This window comes from Paraburkholderia sediminicola (assembly GCF_902859805.1).
Taxonomy (GTDB): domain Bacteria; phylum Pseudomonadota; class Gammaproteobacteria; order Burkholderiales; family Burkholderiaceae; genus Paraburkholderia; species Paraburkholderia sediminicola.
On the sequence record NZ_CADIKC010000001.1, the window covers coordinates 623,368 to 639,514 of the forward strand.

Consider the following 16,147-nt stretch of genomic DNA (forward strand, 5'->3'; position numbering starts at 1 on the left):
ACGCCGCCCCCGCGTTCGAACTTTGTTACGGCTTTGCCGCTGCGGCGTCGTCTTCGCGGAACAGTTTATCGGCCAGATGGAACGCCGAATTGGCCGCCGGCACGCCGCAATAGATTGCGGTTTGCAGCAGCACTTCCTTGATCTGCTCGCGCGTCACACCGTTGTTCTTCGCGGCGCGCAAGTGCAACGCGAGTTCCTCGCTGCGATTGAGCGCAACCATCATCGCGATGGTTAGCAGACTGCGCGTGTGACGCGGCAAGCCTTCACGCGTCCAGATTTCGCCCCACGCATAGCGGGTAATAAAGTTCTGGAACTCTTCCGTCAACTCGGTGCGGTTCGCGAGCGAACGGTCGACGTGCGCGCTGCCCAGCACCGCGCGGCGCACCCCCAGTCCGGCTTCGTAACGGTCTTCGTCGTTCATTTCTGCTCCGTCAGGAAGTCGAGCACAGTCTTCGTGAAGGCATCGGCCTTCTCGATGTTGGAGATATGGGAGGCGTCCAGTTCGACGTAACGCGCGCCCGGAATCGCTTGCGCCAGTTCGCGGCCTTGTGCCGGCGTTGCGGCCAGATCGTGCGTACCGCTGATCACCAGCGCGGGTACCTTGATGCCGGGTGCTTCAGGGCGCAGATCTGCTGCGTCGATCGCGTCGCAATTCGATGCGTAGCCTTCCTTATCGGTATGCACGAATACGTCGCGAATCATTGCCAGAACCACCGGCTCACGTTCGATGTAGTCGGCGGTGAACCAGCGCGGCAACACCGCGTCGGCCAGCGCGAGCATGCCTTCCGTACGGGCTTTCGCGGCGCGCGGCACCCACACTTCCGGTGAACCGATGCGTGCCGCCGTATTGCTCAGCACGACGCGTTCGAGACGATTCGCGTGACGCGCGGCCAGCGCGACGCCGGTGAGCCCGCCCATCGACACCCCGCAGAAATTCGCGCGCGCGATCTTCAGCGTATCCATCAGGCCGAGCACGTCGCCGGCCAGTTGTTCGATCGTGTACGGACCCTTCGGCGCTTCAGAGTGACCATGACCGCGCGTGTCGTAGCGCAGCACGCGGAAGTGTTTGGACAATGCCGCGACTTGCGGCGTCCACATCGACAGATCGCTGCCGAGCGAATTCGACAACACAATCCACGGTGCGTTGCCGTGACGGTCACCGTCGATTCGATAGTGCAGCTCGGTACCGTTGACTGCAGCGTAGGGCATGCCGGTTACTCCTTGGAAGTAGCGCGCCTCGCGCGCGCATGATGAAGGGCCAGCGCGGCGTCCACATAAGCGTGCGCCTGGCCGACGTATTGAGCAGGATCGAGCAGTTGCGTGAGGCGTTCGATCGAAAGATGTTCGGTCACGGCGGGGTCTGCCGAGAGCACGTCGAAGAGTGTCTTGCGTTCGGCGATGGCGGCTTTTGATGCGCGCTCAACCAGATGATGCGCATCGAGGCGGCCGATGCTGTCGCCAAGCGCAAGCATCACGGCTTCGCCGAGAATCAATCCGTGCGTGACGTTGAGATTGGCTACAAGGCGCGCGACATTAACGTTGAGACCCGTAGCGATCTGCTCGATGTTGGCGAGCGCGCCGCCTGCAAGGCGCGCGAGATCCGGCAACGCGTCCCACTCGGCTTGCCAGCCGCCGAGCGCGCGCTCGTGCTCCTGCACCATGCCGGCGAACACCGTGGCCACCAGTCCCGGCGCGCGTGTCGCTGCTGTCAGCACCGCGGCACAGCCGACCGGGTTGCGTTTGTGCGGCATCGTCGACGAACCGCCCTTGCCAGCCGCGGCGGGCTCGGCCAGTTCGTCGATTTCAGTTTGCATTTGCAGCGAGATATCGCGTGCGATTTTGCCGAGCGTGCCGATCAGCATGCCGAACAGTGCCGCTGTTTCAGCGATGCGATCGCGTTGCGTGTGCCACGGCAAGGTGGGCACCGCGAGCTTGAGCTCTTGCGCCAATGATTGCGTCACTTGCGGCGCCGCGTCACGCAGACTCGCCAGCGTGCCCGCCGCCCCGCCGAATTGCAGCACCAGCACGCGCGCGCGCAACGCATCGAGCCGCTCACGATGACGCAGCAACGCGTCGAGCCATTGCGCGAATTTCAGGCCGAGCGTAATGGGCAGCGCCTGCTGCAACCAGGTGCGGCCGATCATCGGCGTCGCGCGATGGGTGGCCGCGAGTTTCGCTACGGCATCACATGTGGCTTGCAAGCCGCTGTCGAGCAGATCGAAGGTGTCGCGCAGTTGCAGCACCGTTGCCGTATCGATGATGTCCTGGCTCGTCGCGCCCCAATGGACGTACTTCGACGCTTCAGCGTCCGCCGCTTTGACACGCGCGGTGAGCTGTTTGACGAGGGGAATCGCGAGGTTGCCGCCGAGCGCCGCGTCGCGCGCGAGGGCGTCGGCGTCAAGCTGATCGGCCTGGCAGGCGCCTTCGATCGCGGCCACCGCGCTGTGCGGAATCACGTTATGGGCAGCCGAAGCGCGCGCAAGCGCTGCTTCGACATCGAGCATCCGTTGCAGCGTGGCACGCGGCGCCCAGATGTCGTTCATCGGCTGTGTGCCGCAAAGAAGGCCGGTCAGACGGCCGCTGGAGTCGAGCATGATGGCGTCGATGAGGGTGTCGGAAGTGAAGGTTTCGCCGCGGCGATCCGGGAGTGCTGCGAGGCGCGCCCCTGGCGCTTTCTATCGAGAGCGTACCGCACACGGCGTTACGGCGCATTCTGTTCCGAATGCCGCCGCGTCGGCGCGCTGTAAGCAACGTGACGCCGTGACATCGGGTCACGCGCATGAAGCTTGCCTCATGCGTGCTCCCGACATTCGCCGCTGCACGATTTGCGCGGCGCGCGTATTGACGGTCGCGCGCTGCACGACGTGCGCAATCGGTGACAGCACGTTGCGTGCGCCCACATTGATGGCAGCACGCTGCGCGGCATACGCATTGCCATCGCCGGCCAGCGGTTTGACTTCGCCACAGGCCTTCGTGCGGACAGCGGCCTGGCCCGTGCTTAGGCCGCGCGAGCCGCCTGAGTGCCGTCGATCAGCGGCACGCCGGTCAGTTTGTGCAGCGCATCGAAGTCGATGTCCGAGAAGATCTCGCGCACCACCAGCCCCTCGTCGGTAACGTCGATCATCGCCAGGTCCGTATAGATGCGGTCGACGCAATTCACGCCCGTGACCGGATACGTGCATTCCGCCGCGATCTTGCTTTCGCCCTGTTTGGTCAGGTGTTCCATCATTACGTAGACCTGCTTCGCGCCGATTGCGAGGTCCATGGCGCCGCCGACTGCCGGAATCGCGTCGGGCGCGCCGGTGTGCCAGTTCGCCAGGTCGCCCTTCGCCGACACCTGGAACGCGCCGAGCACGCAGAAATCCAGATGGCCGCCGCGCATCATTGCGAACGAATCCGAGTGATGGAAGTAGGCGCCGCCCGTAAGCAGCGTGACGTGCTGCTTGCCGGCGTTGATCAGTTCGTCGTCTTCCTCGCCCTTCGCGGGTGCCGGGCCCATGCCGAGCAGGCCGTTTTCGCTGTGCAGGAAGATTTCCTTGTCGGCACCAAGGTGGTTGGCCACCAGCGTCGGCACGCCGATACCGAGGTTCACGTAAGCGCCTTCAGGGATATCCTGGGCAACGCGCTTGGCCATTTCATCGCGGGTCAGTTTTTTCATGTCGGTCTCCTCAGGCGGCGTTCGCGGATGCAAGTTCGGCTTGATGCGCAGCTTGCGGCACTTCGATTACGCGTTGCACGAAGATGCCCGGCGTGACGATGTTTTCCGGATCGAGCTCGCCAAGCGGCACCACTTTCGACACTTGCACGATGGCCGTTTTCGCCGCGCTCGCCATGATCGGACCGAAGTTACGCGCGGTCTTGCGATAGACCAGATTGCCCCAGCGGTCGCCCTTGAACGCCTTGATCAGCGCGAAGTCCGCGTGCAGCGGCGACTCCAGCACGTAGTGCTTGCCGTCGATCAGGCGGGTTTCCTTGCCTTCGGCGAGTTTGGTGCCGTAGCCGGTGGGCGTAAAGAACCCGCCGATGCCCGCGCCTGCTGCGCGAATACGTTCCGCGAGGTTGCCTTGCGGCACCAGTTCGAGTTCGATTTCACCGGCGCGATAGAGCGCGTCGAACACATACGAATCGCTCTGGCGCGGGAACGAGCAGATGATCTTGCGCACGCGTTTGGCGTTGAGCAGCGCCGCGAGACCGATGTCGCCGTTACCGGCGTTGTTGTTGACGATGGTGAGTTCGCGCGCGCCCTGTTCGATGAGCGCGTCGATCAGCTCGGACGGCATGCCGGCCGTGCCGAAGCCGCCGATCATGACGGTCGCGCCGTCGTGGACATCGGCGACCGCCGATTGAAGTGACTCGAAAATCTTGTTGATCATGTCGAATTTCCTTTTGGGGCGCTGCGTATCGCCAGGCTTTTTGCCTTTGCAGGCAGGGGCTTGTGCGGGACGGTCTCCGGGCCGAGGCTGACGCTTCTGGTTTGTTTGCTTCCGATTTTGTTCGATATATGAACATGGATTCGGTTAGCGAACGTTCAGGGCGATTATGGTTGCGGTTTGGGTTGGTTGTCAAGGCAGGGGATTCCCCCTTCACCCTAAGGATAGGATTTGGCCTGCCCCGGCGGGGTCGCTTTTGCTTTTTTTGGGGCTTTTTGGTGGTGTTGTTTGCCTGGTCGGCGCTTTTGGGTTGTGTTTTTAGGGTGTTGGTCCTTGTTCTGGCTTTTGTGCCTTTCCTTGTTCTGGCTTTGGTGCCTTTCCTTGTTCTGGCTTTGGTGCCTTTCCTTGCTTTGTTAGTGGTCTATTAGCGTTGCCCCTGTGCGGGGCGGCACCTACTTTTCTTTGCTTGCCGCAAAGAAAAGTAGGCAAAAGAAAGCGGCTCAAACCGCTAATGCTAAGTGGGCACCGTGGCTTGCTTGGGGTTGTGGTGCGACTAGAATCTGGGTTCGCGCACCGGCATACGCCAGTGACAAAGGCGTCATACTTCCGGCGGCGCTGCGCGCGCCGAAGAGCCGTTCATAAAACCGATCGCTGCGTTTTAACGTCCACGCCTCGCCAACGGGCCGTGGCCCGTCCTTGCACCGCTACCACCGCGATTGTGATTGGAGCTGCAACTGCAACCGCCAGTCGCCAGTCGCCAGTCGCAGTCGCAGTCGCAGTCGCAGTCGAGATTGCGATTGCGATTGCGATTGCGATTGCGATTGCGATTGCGATTGCGATTGCGATTGCGGGGCACCGACAGTTCATTTGAAGTGGGGGTTCCTGGGTAAATGCAGGAGCGCGTCGCCGAGGCGAAGCCGACGGCCCCCACAAACCCCAACCGAAGCCCGTGTTTTCCCCTGCATACCCGTCCGCGACGCACGCAGTGCGGAGTGGGAGCGGATGAGTCCTTTGTCACTAGCGCTGAATGCGCGAGAGCACGGATTCCAGTCGCACCACTACCCGCAGCAGACCACGGTGCCCACTTAGCATTAGCGGTTTGAGCCGCTTTCTTTGCTTATCTTTCTTTGCGGCGGCAAAGAAAGTAAGTGCCGCCCCGCACAGGGGCAACGCTAATAGACCACTAACAAAACAAGGAAAGGCACGAAAGCCAGAACAAGGACCAACACCCCCAAGAACACAAACAAAAAAACCCGCCGAACAGGCAAAAAACCACTATCCAAAACCAAGATTATTAAACTACCCTCTATCCACATTCCAAATACCCCCCCAAAGCGCCGCAGGCAAAAAACACCAGCATGTCCGACACAAACCTGGACCTAAACCTGATCCCCTACCTGGTAGCAATGGAAGACACCCGCAACGTCAGCCGCGCAGCGGAGCAACTAGGTGTCAGCCAACCCCGCGTCAGCACCGCGCTAGGCCGCCTGCGGGAATACTTCGACGACCCGCTCTTCGTGCGGACCTCGAAAGGCATGGAACCCACTCCCCGCGCGCTCGCCATCCTCCCCGCCGCCCGCGATGCGCTTCTACGCATCGAAAAGGGCATGCTCGACGTGCAAGACTTCGATCCAGCCACCAGCACCCACACCTTCTCCCTTGCGCTTTCCGACGTCGGCGAAATCGTCTTCCTGCCGCGGCTCCTGCAACTCTTCGCCGAACGCGCGCCGCATGCGAATCTGCGCTCGGTCTCGCTCTCGCCCTCCCACGTGGAACGTGGACTCGAATCGGGTGACGTCGATCTCGCGGTAGGCTATTTCCCCGATCTTTCAGGCAATAACTTCTTCCAGCAACGGCTCTTCACCCATCGGTTCATCTGCCTGATGCGCGCGGGGCATCCCCTTGCAAAGGCGCCCCTCACACTGGCTCAGTACGTGGCGTCGGGCCACGCCGTCGTGCGGGCCGAAGGGCGCAGCCAGGAAGTCCTCGAACATTACCTGGAAAAGAAGCGCATCAAGCGCCGCGCCGTACTCGAAACGCCGCACTTCATGAGTCTGCCGTTCATCCTCGCGCGCACCGATCTGCTCGCCACGGTGCCGCACGCTATCGGCTTCGCTTACGTGTCGGAGCATGCGTCGATCACGCTGGTCGAGCCGCCGCTGCCGTTGCCGCGCTTCGATCTGCGGCAGCATTGGCATCGCAAGTTTCATAACGATCCGCGGGCGAGCTGGCTGCGCGGTATCGTCGCCGAACTCTTCAACGACGACATGGACGAGTGGCCAAAGTAAGCACACGCCCCGACCGCGAGAGGGGGCATCGACACGATGCGACCTAAAACATGGAACAATGGCCGCACTCATTGAACCCGCGCGCTCCGTTTAGCGTCGACGCGCAATCCCAGAGGAGCGACGGATGGCCAGCAGCAAAGCGAAGAAAACCAAACCCGCGGCCGCGGTAGACCGCCCCAGCCGCGAAGAAGCTGAAGCAGCGGTCCGCGTGCTGCTGCGCTGGGCCGGCGATAATCCCGAGCGTGAAGGCCTGATCGATACGCCGTCTCGCGTAGTGCGCTCTTATGAGGAGTTCTACGCGGGTTATCAGATCGATCCGCGTGAGATCCTCGCGCGCACCTTTTCCGAAGTGGACGGCTACGACGAAATGATCGTGCTGAAAGATATCCGCTTCGAAAGCTATTGCGAGCACCACATGGTGCCGATCATCGGGCGAGCGCACGTTGCCTATCTGCCTGAGCATCGGGTGGTCGGCATTTCGAAGCTGGCGCGTCTCGTCGATGCATTCGCCAAGCGTCTGCAGATCCAGGAAAAGATGACGGTGCAGATCGCCGATACGTTGAACGAAGTGCTGCAACCGGCAGGCGTAGGCGTGATTCTCGAAGCCGCGCATCAATGCATGTCTACCCGGGGCGTGCACAAGGCCGGCGTCACGATGGTCACCTCGCGTATGCTGGGCACGTTCCGTACTGATCCGTCGACGCGTCGCGAGTTTCTGTCGATCGTGGGCAATCCAGGTGTAGTGGCCGTCGCCAATACCTGATCGCGCTTAGCTGACACACCGCGAATCAGGCTGCGGCATTGGCCGCGGCCTCACGCCGTGCCGTGCGCGGTACGCATCTGGCCGAAGGTGGCCAGCAACACCGCGCCAAGCACGCATGCAACGCCCGCCAGTTGCGCCGCACTCACCGGCTCCCGCAACACGACAGCGGCCAATGCCACCGCGCTCACCGGCACGAGCGCGGTCATGAGCCCAGCTTCCGCGCCGCTGATGCGCGCCGCCCCCGCATACCAGAGAACAAAACCAGCCACGGTCGGCACGAGCGCGTAATACAGCACACCGTTCAGGGCGCTCGCATTGAACGGCATACTCCAGGGCCGTTCGAAACATGCCGGCACGAGCGCCACCGCGAAACCGATGGCGCACATCAACGCCGACAGCGGCAGCGGCGCGACCGGCGTGTGCAACCTGCGATTGAGCAGGATAAAGAGGGCCTCGCAGACGATCGCCGCAAACACCAGCGCGTTACCTGTCAGCGAACTGGCGGCATGTGGCGTGGTGAAATCGTCGATACGCACGGTGCACACCAGCACGCCCAGGGTGGCGAGGCCAATCGCGCCGATCAACGCGGGCGCCGGGCGCTCACCCAGCGCGAGCATGGCGACCACGGCCGACACCGCCGGCAACGTGCCGGCAATCACGCCGGCATCGGCGGCCGAGGCGAGCTTCATGCCGCTGATGAGCAACACCGTATAACCGACGCTGCCCGCCCCTGCCTGGGCGATCACGAGCAACGTATCGTGTCGATCGAGACTCGGCCAGCGTACGCCACGCCAGCGCATCACCAGCACAAACAGGGGAAACGCGATGGCAAAGCGCAGTGCGGTCGCACTGAACGGCGGCAATCCGCTTGCAATCGATTTGCTGACGACCACCGTACTGCCGACGCCGATCATCGCCAGCGCGCAAAACAGGTATCCGACGTACCGTGAGCTCATGCTACTGTCCTGTTCCGTTGAACGAGCAGACACAGTAGCGGCGGCGGACATGCGCGGTCTTGAACGAAATTGCAGAGAAGGCACCCGCCAAAGAGATAAGGAGCGCGGCCAGGTCGAACAGGCGTCCAGCTCCACGACATACCTACACAAACCTGGCTTACGCTCAGGCAGAACAGCCCGGCGCTGCACCCAGTCTCATCGAGTATCCTGATCGAAATAGAATCCCGCCTGGACACGAACCGAACGCGCGCATAGACAAACGCTCTCAGGAACGCACTTTGCAACCCGGCAACACAAGCTCACGCCGCTGCGCGGCTCAACCGTCACAACAGGAGATCCGCAATTGCTAGAGTTTCCGTCGTCGGCGGTGTCAACCTGGGGCGGCGTGTTCGTTTTTGTGAACGTCCTGTTGACGCGGCTCGGCCTGCCGATCCCCGCGGTCCCCGTGCTGCTCTTCGCAGGCTCGGCGATTGCCGCCGGCACACTGTCTTTCTGGCCGATCCTGTTCGCCGCCGTGCTTGGCGCGCTCATCGGCGACGGTACGTGGTTCGCCGCCGGCCGCATCTACGGCCGCAGACTGATCGCCGCTCTGGGCCGGATTTCCCCGGCGATCGATTCCAGGGTCGACAAGGCCCGCCTACTATTCGAGCGCTTCGGCGTGGCGCTCGTGTCGATCTCGAAGTTCGTCCCCGGACTAGGACTCATCACTCCGCCGCTCATGGGCACGACCGCGGTGGACAGCCGCATTTATGCTTTGTGGGACCTCGCCGGCGCGCTGGTGTGGGCCACCTTCTGGCTACTCGGCGGCGCCGCGGCGGAAAGACAGTTGCATATGCTGCTCGCGTTCGTCAGAGCACGCGGGGGCACGGTACTCGACATCCTGCTGGCCGCAGCGTTGGCCTATCTGGTGTACCGCCTGCAGCAACGGCGCCGCGAACGACGCCGTCTCGCGGACGTGGCCTCCGCGGCTGCGTCGCAAGCGACACTCGCTGGATGGCGCCGCATCACGCCGCCCAAGGTTCTGGATGCCCGCCCAGCCGCCTCAACGGGTGAAGGGCTGCGCACCATCCCCGGCGTGCTGGCGCTCGACCCGCACTCGCCTGAGCAGATCGACGGCGCGCTGCTCGTCCATGACATGGTGATTTATTGCATTTGCCCGGACAGCGCGACCGCGGTCGAGATCACGCAACGAATGCGCCTGAACGGCTACACGCGGATCCGCGCACTGAGGGGCGGCCTCGACGCCTGGCAAAGGCGCGGGTTTCCCGTCGAACCTGTCCCGCTGACGGACGAACCGAGCGCCCGCAAACGCACGCCGGAGCCCTACGGTGAAGTTCGCGGCGCGATAACGCTGCGCGGGTTTGCCCCACGACGCGGCTGATGCGCCGGGGCGATTCACAAAGTGACAACCCGGCCGGGCGCCGGATCGGCGTCCATCACGCGCCACCTCTCACGACGACGCATCCTGCGCCACCGACTGCCCCACCCACGTCGCCGACCTGACCCGGTTGCGGCCCGCCGCCTTGGCAGCGTATAGCTGCCGGTCGGCAGCGGCCAGCAGGTCGAGCGCGCTCGCCCCTGCCGCCGGCACACTGGTCGCGCAACCGATGCTTACCGTGATAGTGATCGCTTCACCATCGCGATGCACAACGCGCAGGCTCTGCACCTTGCTACGAATCTTCTCCGCGAGGTTGAGCGCGCCCTCCGCCGTGGTGTCCGGCAAGATCACGGCAAACTCCTCACCACCGTATCGCGCCACCAGATCGACCGCGCGCAGCACCGTCGCGGAGATGCATTCGGCCACGGCGGTCAAGGCCTCGTCACCGCTCGCGTGGCCGTAGACGTCGTTGAATTGCTTGAAATGATCAATGTCGATGAACAGGGCCGACAGCGGTTGCCCGGAGCGCCGCGCGCGCCGCCACTCCTCGTCGAGCCGGTTATCGAGCACACGGCGATTGCTAAGCCCCGTAAGCGGGTCCGTCGCGGCGAGACGCATCAGTGCGGCTTGCGCGCGCAGCTTGTCGCGCAAGACGAAAGCCAGCATCCACGAGACCATGACGAATACCGCGCCGAAAGCGAGCGTCAGCGCGCCGGCAATCCTGCTGCGACGCCGCCACGGCGCGAGCACTTCATCCTCGGCAGGTGCAACCACCGCAATCAGCGGCGTACCCGGCACGCGTGCATAGGTGAACATCCGGCGCACGCCGTCGACCGCCGATCTGGCGACATACGAGCCCGAGGTGCGCGCGGCCATCACCTGAAAGGTTGGCGACTTCGCGATGCTCGTGCCGATATCTCGCGAGGAAAACGGCTTGCGGGCGAGCAAGGTGCCGTCGTCCATCACGATGAATACAGAGCCCAGTTCGCCCGTATTGATCCGATCCAGCAGATGCTGAAAGTATTCGATACGAATCGCCAGAAGCGCGACGCCGCCAAACGTGCCATCGGCTTCGTTGATGCGCCGCGTGAGGCCGATCGACAACTTCCCGTCACGCAGCCGCGAGCGGTACGGGTGGGAGAAATAAAGCCCGACAGCCGGACTGCGTTGATGCACCAGAAAGTAGTCACGGTCGGCGAGGCGAACTGCGGCATTGATCTCGCCGTTCTGCGAAGCGATCACCCGTCCGTCCGCAGCGATCACATAGGCGCCGCCCAGGTAGGCCGCCGTGGTTGCGCGATCGAATAGCACGGCTTGCTGCAAGTCCGCAGGCAGGGTCCACGTGGCGCGATCCCGCGCGCCGTCCACCATGGCCGCCAGAGACAAATCGTAGATCTCGACATTTCGTTCAAGATCGGAGGAAATGATCGAGACGAGGTTTTGCGCGGTTTCCCGCGCGTGGTTGAGCGCGTCGTCGCGGCCGCTGCTCAGCGTCAGCAGCGTCAAACCGGCCATCGCTACGGCAACCAGCGTTCCAGCGAGCCCGGCGAAGTACGGGTGGTTGCCCACATAACGCGACATGCCGATCCCACCGGCGCGCGACATGAATCGCAACCGTCGACGCAGCGAAAGCGTTTGATGTGCCACGTGCGCATCGCCTCCTTCGCAAATGCCCCGCCCGACCGATCAGGTGCGGATGCACAGCCAATGTCGTTTTCGGGCCGGTCCGCTCGAACGTGCGAGCGCCCTTCAAGCCGCCTCACAGTTTGCGCAAGAGTCCCGCCGCCGCGCGCATCCGGCGTTTGCGTTCCTTCTTCAGCCACTCAAGCGCTGCATCGGTGTCGCCGGACCCGGCCAGCAAATCCGTATTGTCGCGCAGCAGCATCTCGCTTGCGACGATATCGTTCAGCGTGCCGAAACGCTTCTGGATCTGCTTTAACCGCTTCAGGGTGCGTTTGTGGCTGCCGCTCAGAACCGGCTCGAAAAACTCGAGCAGATAGCGCACTTTCTTACCCGCCTTTCTGACGTCGTGAAACGCGGTGTAGTTGGAGCGCTTCGCTTGAGACGCGCGCTTTATGCGCTTTTTAAGCGAACGTTCGGAAGCGCTTACACGCTTGTCGGCGAATTTTTGCAGCGGCACGCGCTCACGGGCGGTGTTCAGTTCTTTATTGGCGCTGGTCAAGGCGTCTTGCAGCAAATGTTTGACGTCCGCGTTCGAAAGCGTTTCACGGCTCGTTGCCAACGCGCCGCCGCGCGCCGCCTCGAGCGTGGGCGCCATCTCATGCGCGACGCGCTCGTCCTGCGCAATCAGTTCGATCAGAATGTCCCAATCCCGCGTCTTGCCGGCGGCATTAGCCAGATACTTATACAGCGCCCGTTGGCGCGTATTTTCGCCTTTGTCCAGCAAGGGCTCGAACGCCCACCACAACGAGCGCAAGCGCCGCAGCGACACACGCAGTTTGTGCAGCGCTTCCGGCGAAGCGTCTTCGCGCACCGCATTGGCGAGTTCGATCGCGTCATCGACAAGGGGCGCCGCGTACGACGCAAAGGCTGCCTCCGCCGAAGGTTCCGCGCCGGCCGGCTTGCTGTTGGCAGCCTGTTTGTCGATTTTCCGGCTCGCCCGCTTCATCGGATGTCCTTCAAATGGCCCTTTGATGTCAGCCTAGCAAAAAAAGGTCCTGGTGGATATCCGCCAACGCGTCGCCTAAACTGCACGAGGATGGCCGCAAGACAATGCACGTTGCATGGACTGCAATCGCCGCATTTGTAGCGAACACTTAGGTCGCGCGAGTTCTTTTGCGGCCTTGGCGGAAGTTGAACCGGACAATCCGTTCCACTGCAGAGGTGCACTTCGCGCATAGTTCTTTTCGGACCGCTTATCGTTCTACCTCGCCGCGCAGGCGGCAGCCTTTCCTGTAACGCCAATCTGTATATACCTTTCCGCGAACGCCCGTCCCGCATAACGGTCACGCCATTGTCATCATTAGGACACACAGGCACCGCAGGATCGGCAGTTCCGCGACAACTTTAGGGCTCATGCCATGCCGGAACTTTCGTACCCGCAATCGGGCGCCGCAACTGGAAAAGGGCGTTATCTCAGCCTCATCGTTTTCCTGATCGTGATCGCGATCGGCGCTGCTTATTGCGCCGTGCATCTGGCAACCGATCTAGAACCGGTTCGCGAGGCCTCATTTCTGCCCTATCTCCTGCTCGGCTTCGCGCTTCTGATCGCGCTCGGCTTCGAATTCGTCAACGGCTTTCATGACACTGCCAACGCGGTCGCCACCGTGATTTACACGCATTCGCTCGCGCCGAACATTGCGGTGGTCTGGTCCGGCGGATGGAATTTCCTCGGCGTGCTGACTTCGTCGGGCGCGGTGGCATTCGGCATCCTGCAGTTGCTGCCCGTCGAACTGATTCTGCAAGTTGGCAGCAGCGCGGGCTTCGCGATGGTCTTCGCGCTGCTGATCGCGGCCATCATCTGGAATCTGGGCACGTGGTACTTCGGACTGCCGTCGTCGAGCTCGCACACGCTGATCGGCTCGATCATCGGCGTCGGTCTGATGAATCAGCTGATGCATGGCGCAAACGGCACGAGCGGCGTGGACTGGAATCAGGCGCTCGGCGTCGGCAAGTCGCTGCTGTTTTCGCCGCTGGTCGGCTTTCTCGCCGCTGGCTTGCTGCTGCTGATCCTGAAAGCGGTGGTGCGGGTCCCGGCGTTGTACACCGAACCTAAAGGCAAGGAACCGCCCCCGTTCTGGATTCGCAGCCTGCTGATTCTGACCTGCACGGGCGTTTCGTTCGCGCACGGTTCGAACGACGGGCAAAAAGGCATGGGCCTCATCATGCTGATCCTGATCGGCACGGTGCCGACGGCCTATGCACTGAACAAGGCAGTGACACCGGCGGAAACGCAAACCTATCTTGCCGTCGCACACCAGACCGCGGCCGTGCTCGGCAAGTACACCCAGGGCGCGGCGCCCTCCACCGATCCGCGTGGCGATGTCGAAGCGTATGTACGCACGCGCCAGTTGACGCCCGCCACGTTGCCCGCCTTGCAGCAACTGACCGAACTGATCGGCCAGCAGGTCAGCGAATCGGGATCGATGGCAGCGGTGCCGCAAAACATCGTCGATAACGTGCGCAACAACATGTATGTCGCGTCCGAAGCCATTCGTCTGATGGAGAAGAGCAAGCAGCCGGCTTTCTCACCGGCAGACGTCAAGGCGATCGACAACTTCAAGGCGCAAACCGATCACGCCACCAAGTTCATTCCGACGTGGGTGAAGGTCGCCGTGGCCATCGCACTGGGTCTCGGCACGATGGTCGGCTGGAAGCGCATCGTCGTCACGGTTGGCGAGAAGATCGGCAAGCAGCATCTGACCTATGGACAGGGCGCCTCGGCTGAAGTCGTGGCGATGCTGACGATTGGCGCTGCCGACATGTACGGCTTGCCGGTCTCGACGACGCACGTGCTGTCGTCAGGCGTGGCCGGCGCCATGGCTGCCAATGGTTCCGGCTTGCAATGGGGTACCGTGCGCAGCCTGATCCTCGCATGGGTACTGACGCTACCAGTCTCAATCGCGCTAGCCGGCGCCTTGTACTGGCTGTTCCGGATGGTGTTCTGAAGCTGCTGAAATCGCTGGCGCCGGGTGCAAATCCGGCACCGGCGAAGTATGAAAAAAGCGCGGTCATTGCCGCGCTTTTTTCATTTCACCGAGTCGAAGGTCGATCAATAAATTTCGGGCACGATTATCGACGAGGGCACCGGCTGGCGGCTGTATTCGTCGTGATAGACCCGCGCCGGCAATTCGATGAGCGGGTGCTCGATCTCGTGATACGGCACCTGGCTCAGCAGATGGTGAATGCAGTTCAGGCGCGCGCGTTTCTTGTCGACCGCCTGCACGACCCACCACGGCGCCTCGGGAATATTCGAGCGCTGCAGCATGACTTCTTTCGCCTGCGTATAGGCTTCCCAGCGGCGCCGGCTTTCCAGATCCATCGGACTCAGCTTCCACTGCTTCAGCGGGTCGTGGATGCGGTTCTGAAAGCGGATTTCCTGCTCTTCGTCCGTGATCGAAAACCAGTATTTGAGAATCTGCACGCCGCTGCGCGCCAGCATCTTTTCGAATTCCGGCACCGAGCGGAAAAACTCTTCGTACTCGTCGTCGGTACAGAAATTCATCACGCGTTCGACGCCTGCGCGGTTGTACCAGCTGCGGTCGAACAGCACCATCTCGCCGCCGGCCGGCAGATGCGACACGTAGCGCTGGAAATACCATTGGGTACGTTCGCGGTTGTTCGGCGCCGGCAACGCCGCCACTCGGCACACGCGCGGATTGAGCCGCTGCGTAATGCGTTTGATCGCGCCGCCCTTGCCGGCCGCGTCGCGCCCTTCGAATATCACCACCAGCCGATGGCCGGTCTGCACAATCCAGTCCTGCAGTTTGACAAGCTCGCCCTGCAACCGGAACAGCTCGCGGAAGTACACCTTGCGCGCCTCGCGATGCTCGGGCGTGAAGCCTTCCGCGCCGTCGATGATACGGTCGTCGACCTCCATTTCGAGTTCCTCGTCATAGGCATCGATGAGGTCCTCCTCGAAACGGCGTTGCCGTTCTGCCATGATTTCGGCCTCGGGTCTCGGATCCAGCTCTTTCATTGCGACTCTCCTGGCAACGGACATAGTTAGGCGCGCGGCGCATGCGCGTCGCGAACGGGTTCGATTATCGAAGCACGAAGTGTCAGCCGTGTTACCAGCGCGACCGCCGCGCTTCCGCGACCGGTGCTCACCGGCGGTTTGCGCACCCTATCGCTCAGTCATGATAGCGAGTTTAGCGCGGCCGCCCGGCGCTAACGCAACGGTTTCGCGAAGCTGAGTTCGTGGCCATCGGGATCGGTAATGTGGAAATAGCGCTCGCCCCATGGCGCATCGGACGGTTCGAGCGACGGTTTCAAACCCGCGGCCAGCGCTTTCCGGTACAAGGCGTCGACGTCCGAGACGTAAATGATCACGCGGCCCCACCAGTTGACCGGCGCGCGCGTATCGACAATCAGGTTCAGATATGAACCGCCGAATGCAAACGAGGTAAACGCTTCCTGTGAACCACCGAATTTGATCGGAAAACCGAGCGCTTCGTAAAACAGCACCGCGCGGGGCATATTGCCGGTGGCGAGCGTGATGGCACTGAGGGACTCGATGCGCGGCCCGGTTGGGTTTGTCGGGTCCGTTGAGTCTGACGGCGCGCTCGAGGCGCTCGACGCGGCAGACGCTGCGGCGGCTGCGGAACTGGCGGACGAACTCATGGTAGCTGTCTCCTTGGTGCAGCGACGCCTGACGGGCTTGCACCGCGTGTGCCTGAGCGTTGCAGGCATTCGCGTGGACATCGGCGTCG

The 16,147-nt window shown here is 62.5% G+C and carries 14 protein-coding genes; 4 read left to right on the plus strand and 10 right to left on the minus strand.

Annotation, left to right across the window (positions count from 1 at the left end; translation table 11 throughout):
- Window positions 1–25: 25 nt before the first annotated feature.
- The 5 genes from pcaC to R8871_RS02740 form a co-directional block, all read right to left on the minus strand.
- Window positions 26–421 carry a 4-carboxymuconolactone decarboxylase gene (gene pcaC / locus R8871_RS02720; protein ID WP_054043292.1) on the minus strand — a complete coding sequence of 132 codons (396 nt, stop codon included), beginning with the start codon at window positions 419–421 and terminating at the stop codon, window positions 26–28.
- Window positions 418–1,209 carry a 3-oxoadipate enol-lactonase gene (gene pcaD / locus R8871_RS02725; protein WP_175048928.1) on the minus strand — a complete coding sequence of 264 codons (792 nt, stop codon included), beginning with the start codon at window positions 1,207–1,209 and terminating at the stop codon, window positions 418–420. Before pcaD ends, pcaC begins: the two co-directional genes overlap by 4 nt.
- A gap of 5 nt (window positions 1,210–1,214) precedes the next feature.
- Window positions 1,215–2,594 (minus strand): 3-carboxy-cis,cis-muconate cycloisomerase, encoded by a 1,380-nt coding sequence (locus R8871_RS02730; protein ID WP_175048929.1) that lies wholly within the window; start codon window positions 2,592–2,594, stop codon window positions 1,215–1,217.
- 404 nt (window positions 2,595–2,998) lie between these two features.
- The gene (locus R8871_RS02735) at window positions 2,999–3,658 is read right to left on the minus strand and encodes a 3-oxoacid CoA-transferase subunit B (protein WP_175048930.1); all 660 of its coding nucleotides are present in this window, start codon (window positions 3,656–3,658) and stop codon (window positions 2,999–3,001) included.
- Between the two features lie 10 nt (window positions 3,659–3,668).
- Window positions 3,669–4,373, minus strand: a complete 705-nt coding sequence (locus R8871_RS02740; RefSeq protein WP_154566933.1) for a 3-oxoacid CoA-transferase subunit A — start codon at window positions 4,371–4,373, stop codon at window positions 3,669–3,671.
- A gap of 1,355 nt (window positions 4,374–5,728) precedes the next feature.
- Between R8871_RS02740 and R8871_RS02745 the strand changes: the two genes are divergently transcribed.
- Window positions 5,729–6,658 (plus strand): LysR family transcriptional regulator, encoded by a 930-nt coding sequence (locus R8871_RS02745; RefSeq protein ID WP_175048931.1) that lies wholly within the window; start codon window positions 5,729–5,731, stop codon window positions 6,656–6,658.
- A 124-nt stretch (window positions 6,659–6,782) separates the two neighbouring features.
- The gene (gene folE / locus R8871_RS02750) at window positions 6,783–7,421 is read left to right on the plus strand and encodes a GTP cyclohydrolase I FolE (RefSeq protein ID WP_054040621.1); all 639 of its coding nucleotides are present in this window, start codon (window positions 6,783–6,785) and stop codon (window positions 7,419–7,421) included.
- Window positions 7,422–7,471: 50 nt separating this feature from the next.
- On the opposite strand, the gene R8871_RS02755 is transcribed toward folE, so the two are convergent.
- Window positions 7,472–8,377, minus strand: a complete 906-nt coding sequence (locus R8871_RS02755) for a DMT family transporter (protein WP_175048932.1) — start codon at window positions 8,375–8,377, stop codon at window positions 7,472–7,474.
- Between the two features lie 343 nt (window positions 8,378–8,720).
- On the opposite strand from R8871_RS02755, the gene R8871_RS02760 reads away from it, so the two are divergent.
- Entirely contained in the window at window positions 8,721–9,758 is a 1,038-nt protein-coding gene (locus tag R8871_RS02760; protein WP_175048933.1) for a VTT domain-containing protein, read from the plus strand.
- A 69-nt stretch (window positions 9,759–9,827) separates the two neighbouring features.
- Here R8871_RS02760 and R8871_RS02765 read toward each other — a convergent pair whose 3' ends face one another.
- Both R8871_RS02765 and R8871_RS02770 read right to left on the minus strand, forming a co-directional pair.
- The gene (locus R8871_RS02765) at window positions 9,828–11,402 is read right to left on the minus strand and encodes a sensor domain-containing diguanylate cyclase (RefSeq protein WP_246287323.1); all 1,575 of its coding nucleotides are present in this window, start codon (window positions 11,400–11,402) and stop codon (window positions 9,828–9,830) included.
- Between the two features lie 112 nt (window positions 11,403–11,514).
- Window positions 11,515–12,384, minus strand: a complete 870-nt coding sequence (locus R8871_RS02770; protein ID WP_175048934.1) for a CHAD domain-containing protein — start codon at window positions 12,382–12,384, stop codon at window positions 11,515–11,517.
- A gap of 412 nt (window positions 12,385–12,796) precedes the next feature.
- Between R8871_RS02770 and R8871_RS02775 the strand changes: the two genes are divergently transcribed.
- Complete coding sequence (locus R8871_RS02775) at window positions 12,797–14,383, plus strand: inorganic phosphate transporter (protein ID WP_175048935.1); 1,587 nt, start codon at window positions 12,797–12,799, stop codon at window positions 14,381–14,383.
- Window positions 14,384–14,487: 104 nt separating this feature from the next.
- On the opposite strand, the gene ppk2 is transcribed toward R8871_RS02775, so the two are convergent.
- Together ppk2 and R8871_RS02785 are read right to left on the minus strand one after the other, a co-directional pair.
- Window positions 14,488–15,414 carry a polyphosphate kinase 2 gene (ppk2, locus tag R8871_RS02780; protein ID WP_175048936.1) on the minus strand — a complete coding sequence of 309 codons (927 nt, stop codon included), beginning with the start codon at window positions 15,412–15,414 and terminating at the stop codon, window positions 14,488–14,490.
- Window positions 15,415–15,605: 191 nt separating this feature from the next.
- A complete protein-coding gene (locus tag R8871_RS02785; protein WP_246287324.1) occupies window positions 15,606–16,058 on the minus strand; it encodes a VOC family protein in 453 nt (150 codons plus the stop codon).
- Between the last annotated feature and the right edge of the window lie 89 nt (window positions 16,059–16,147).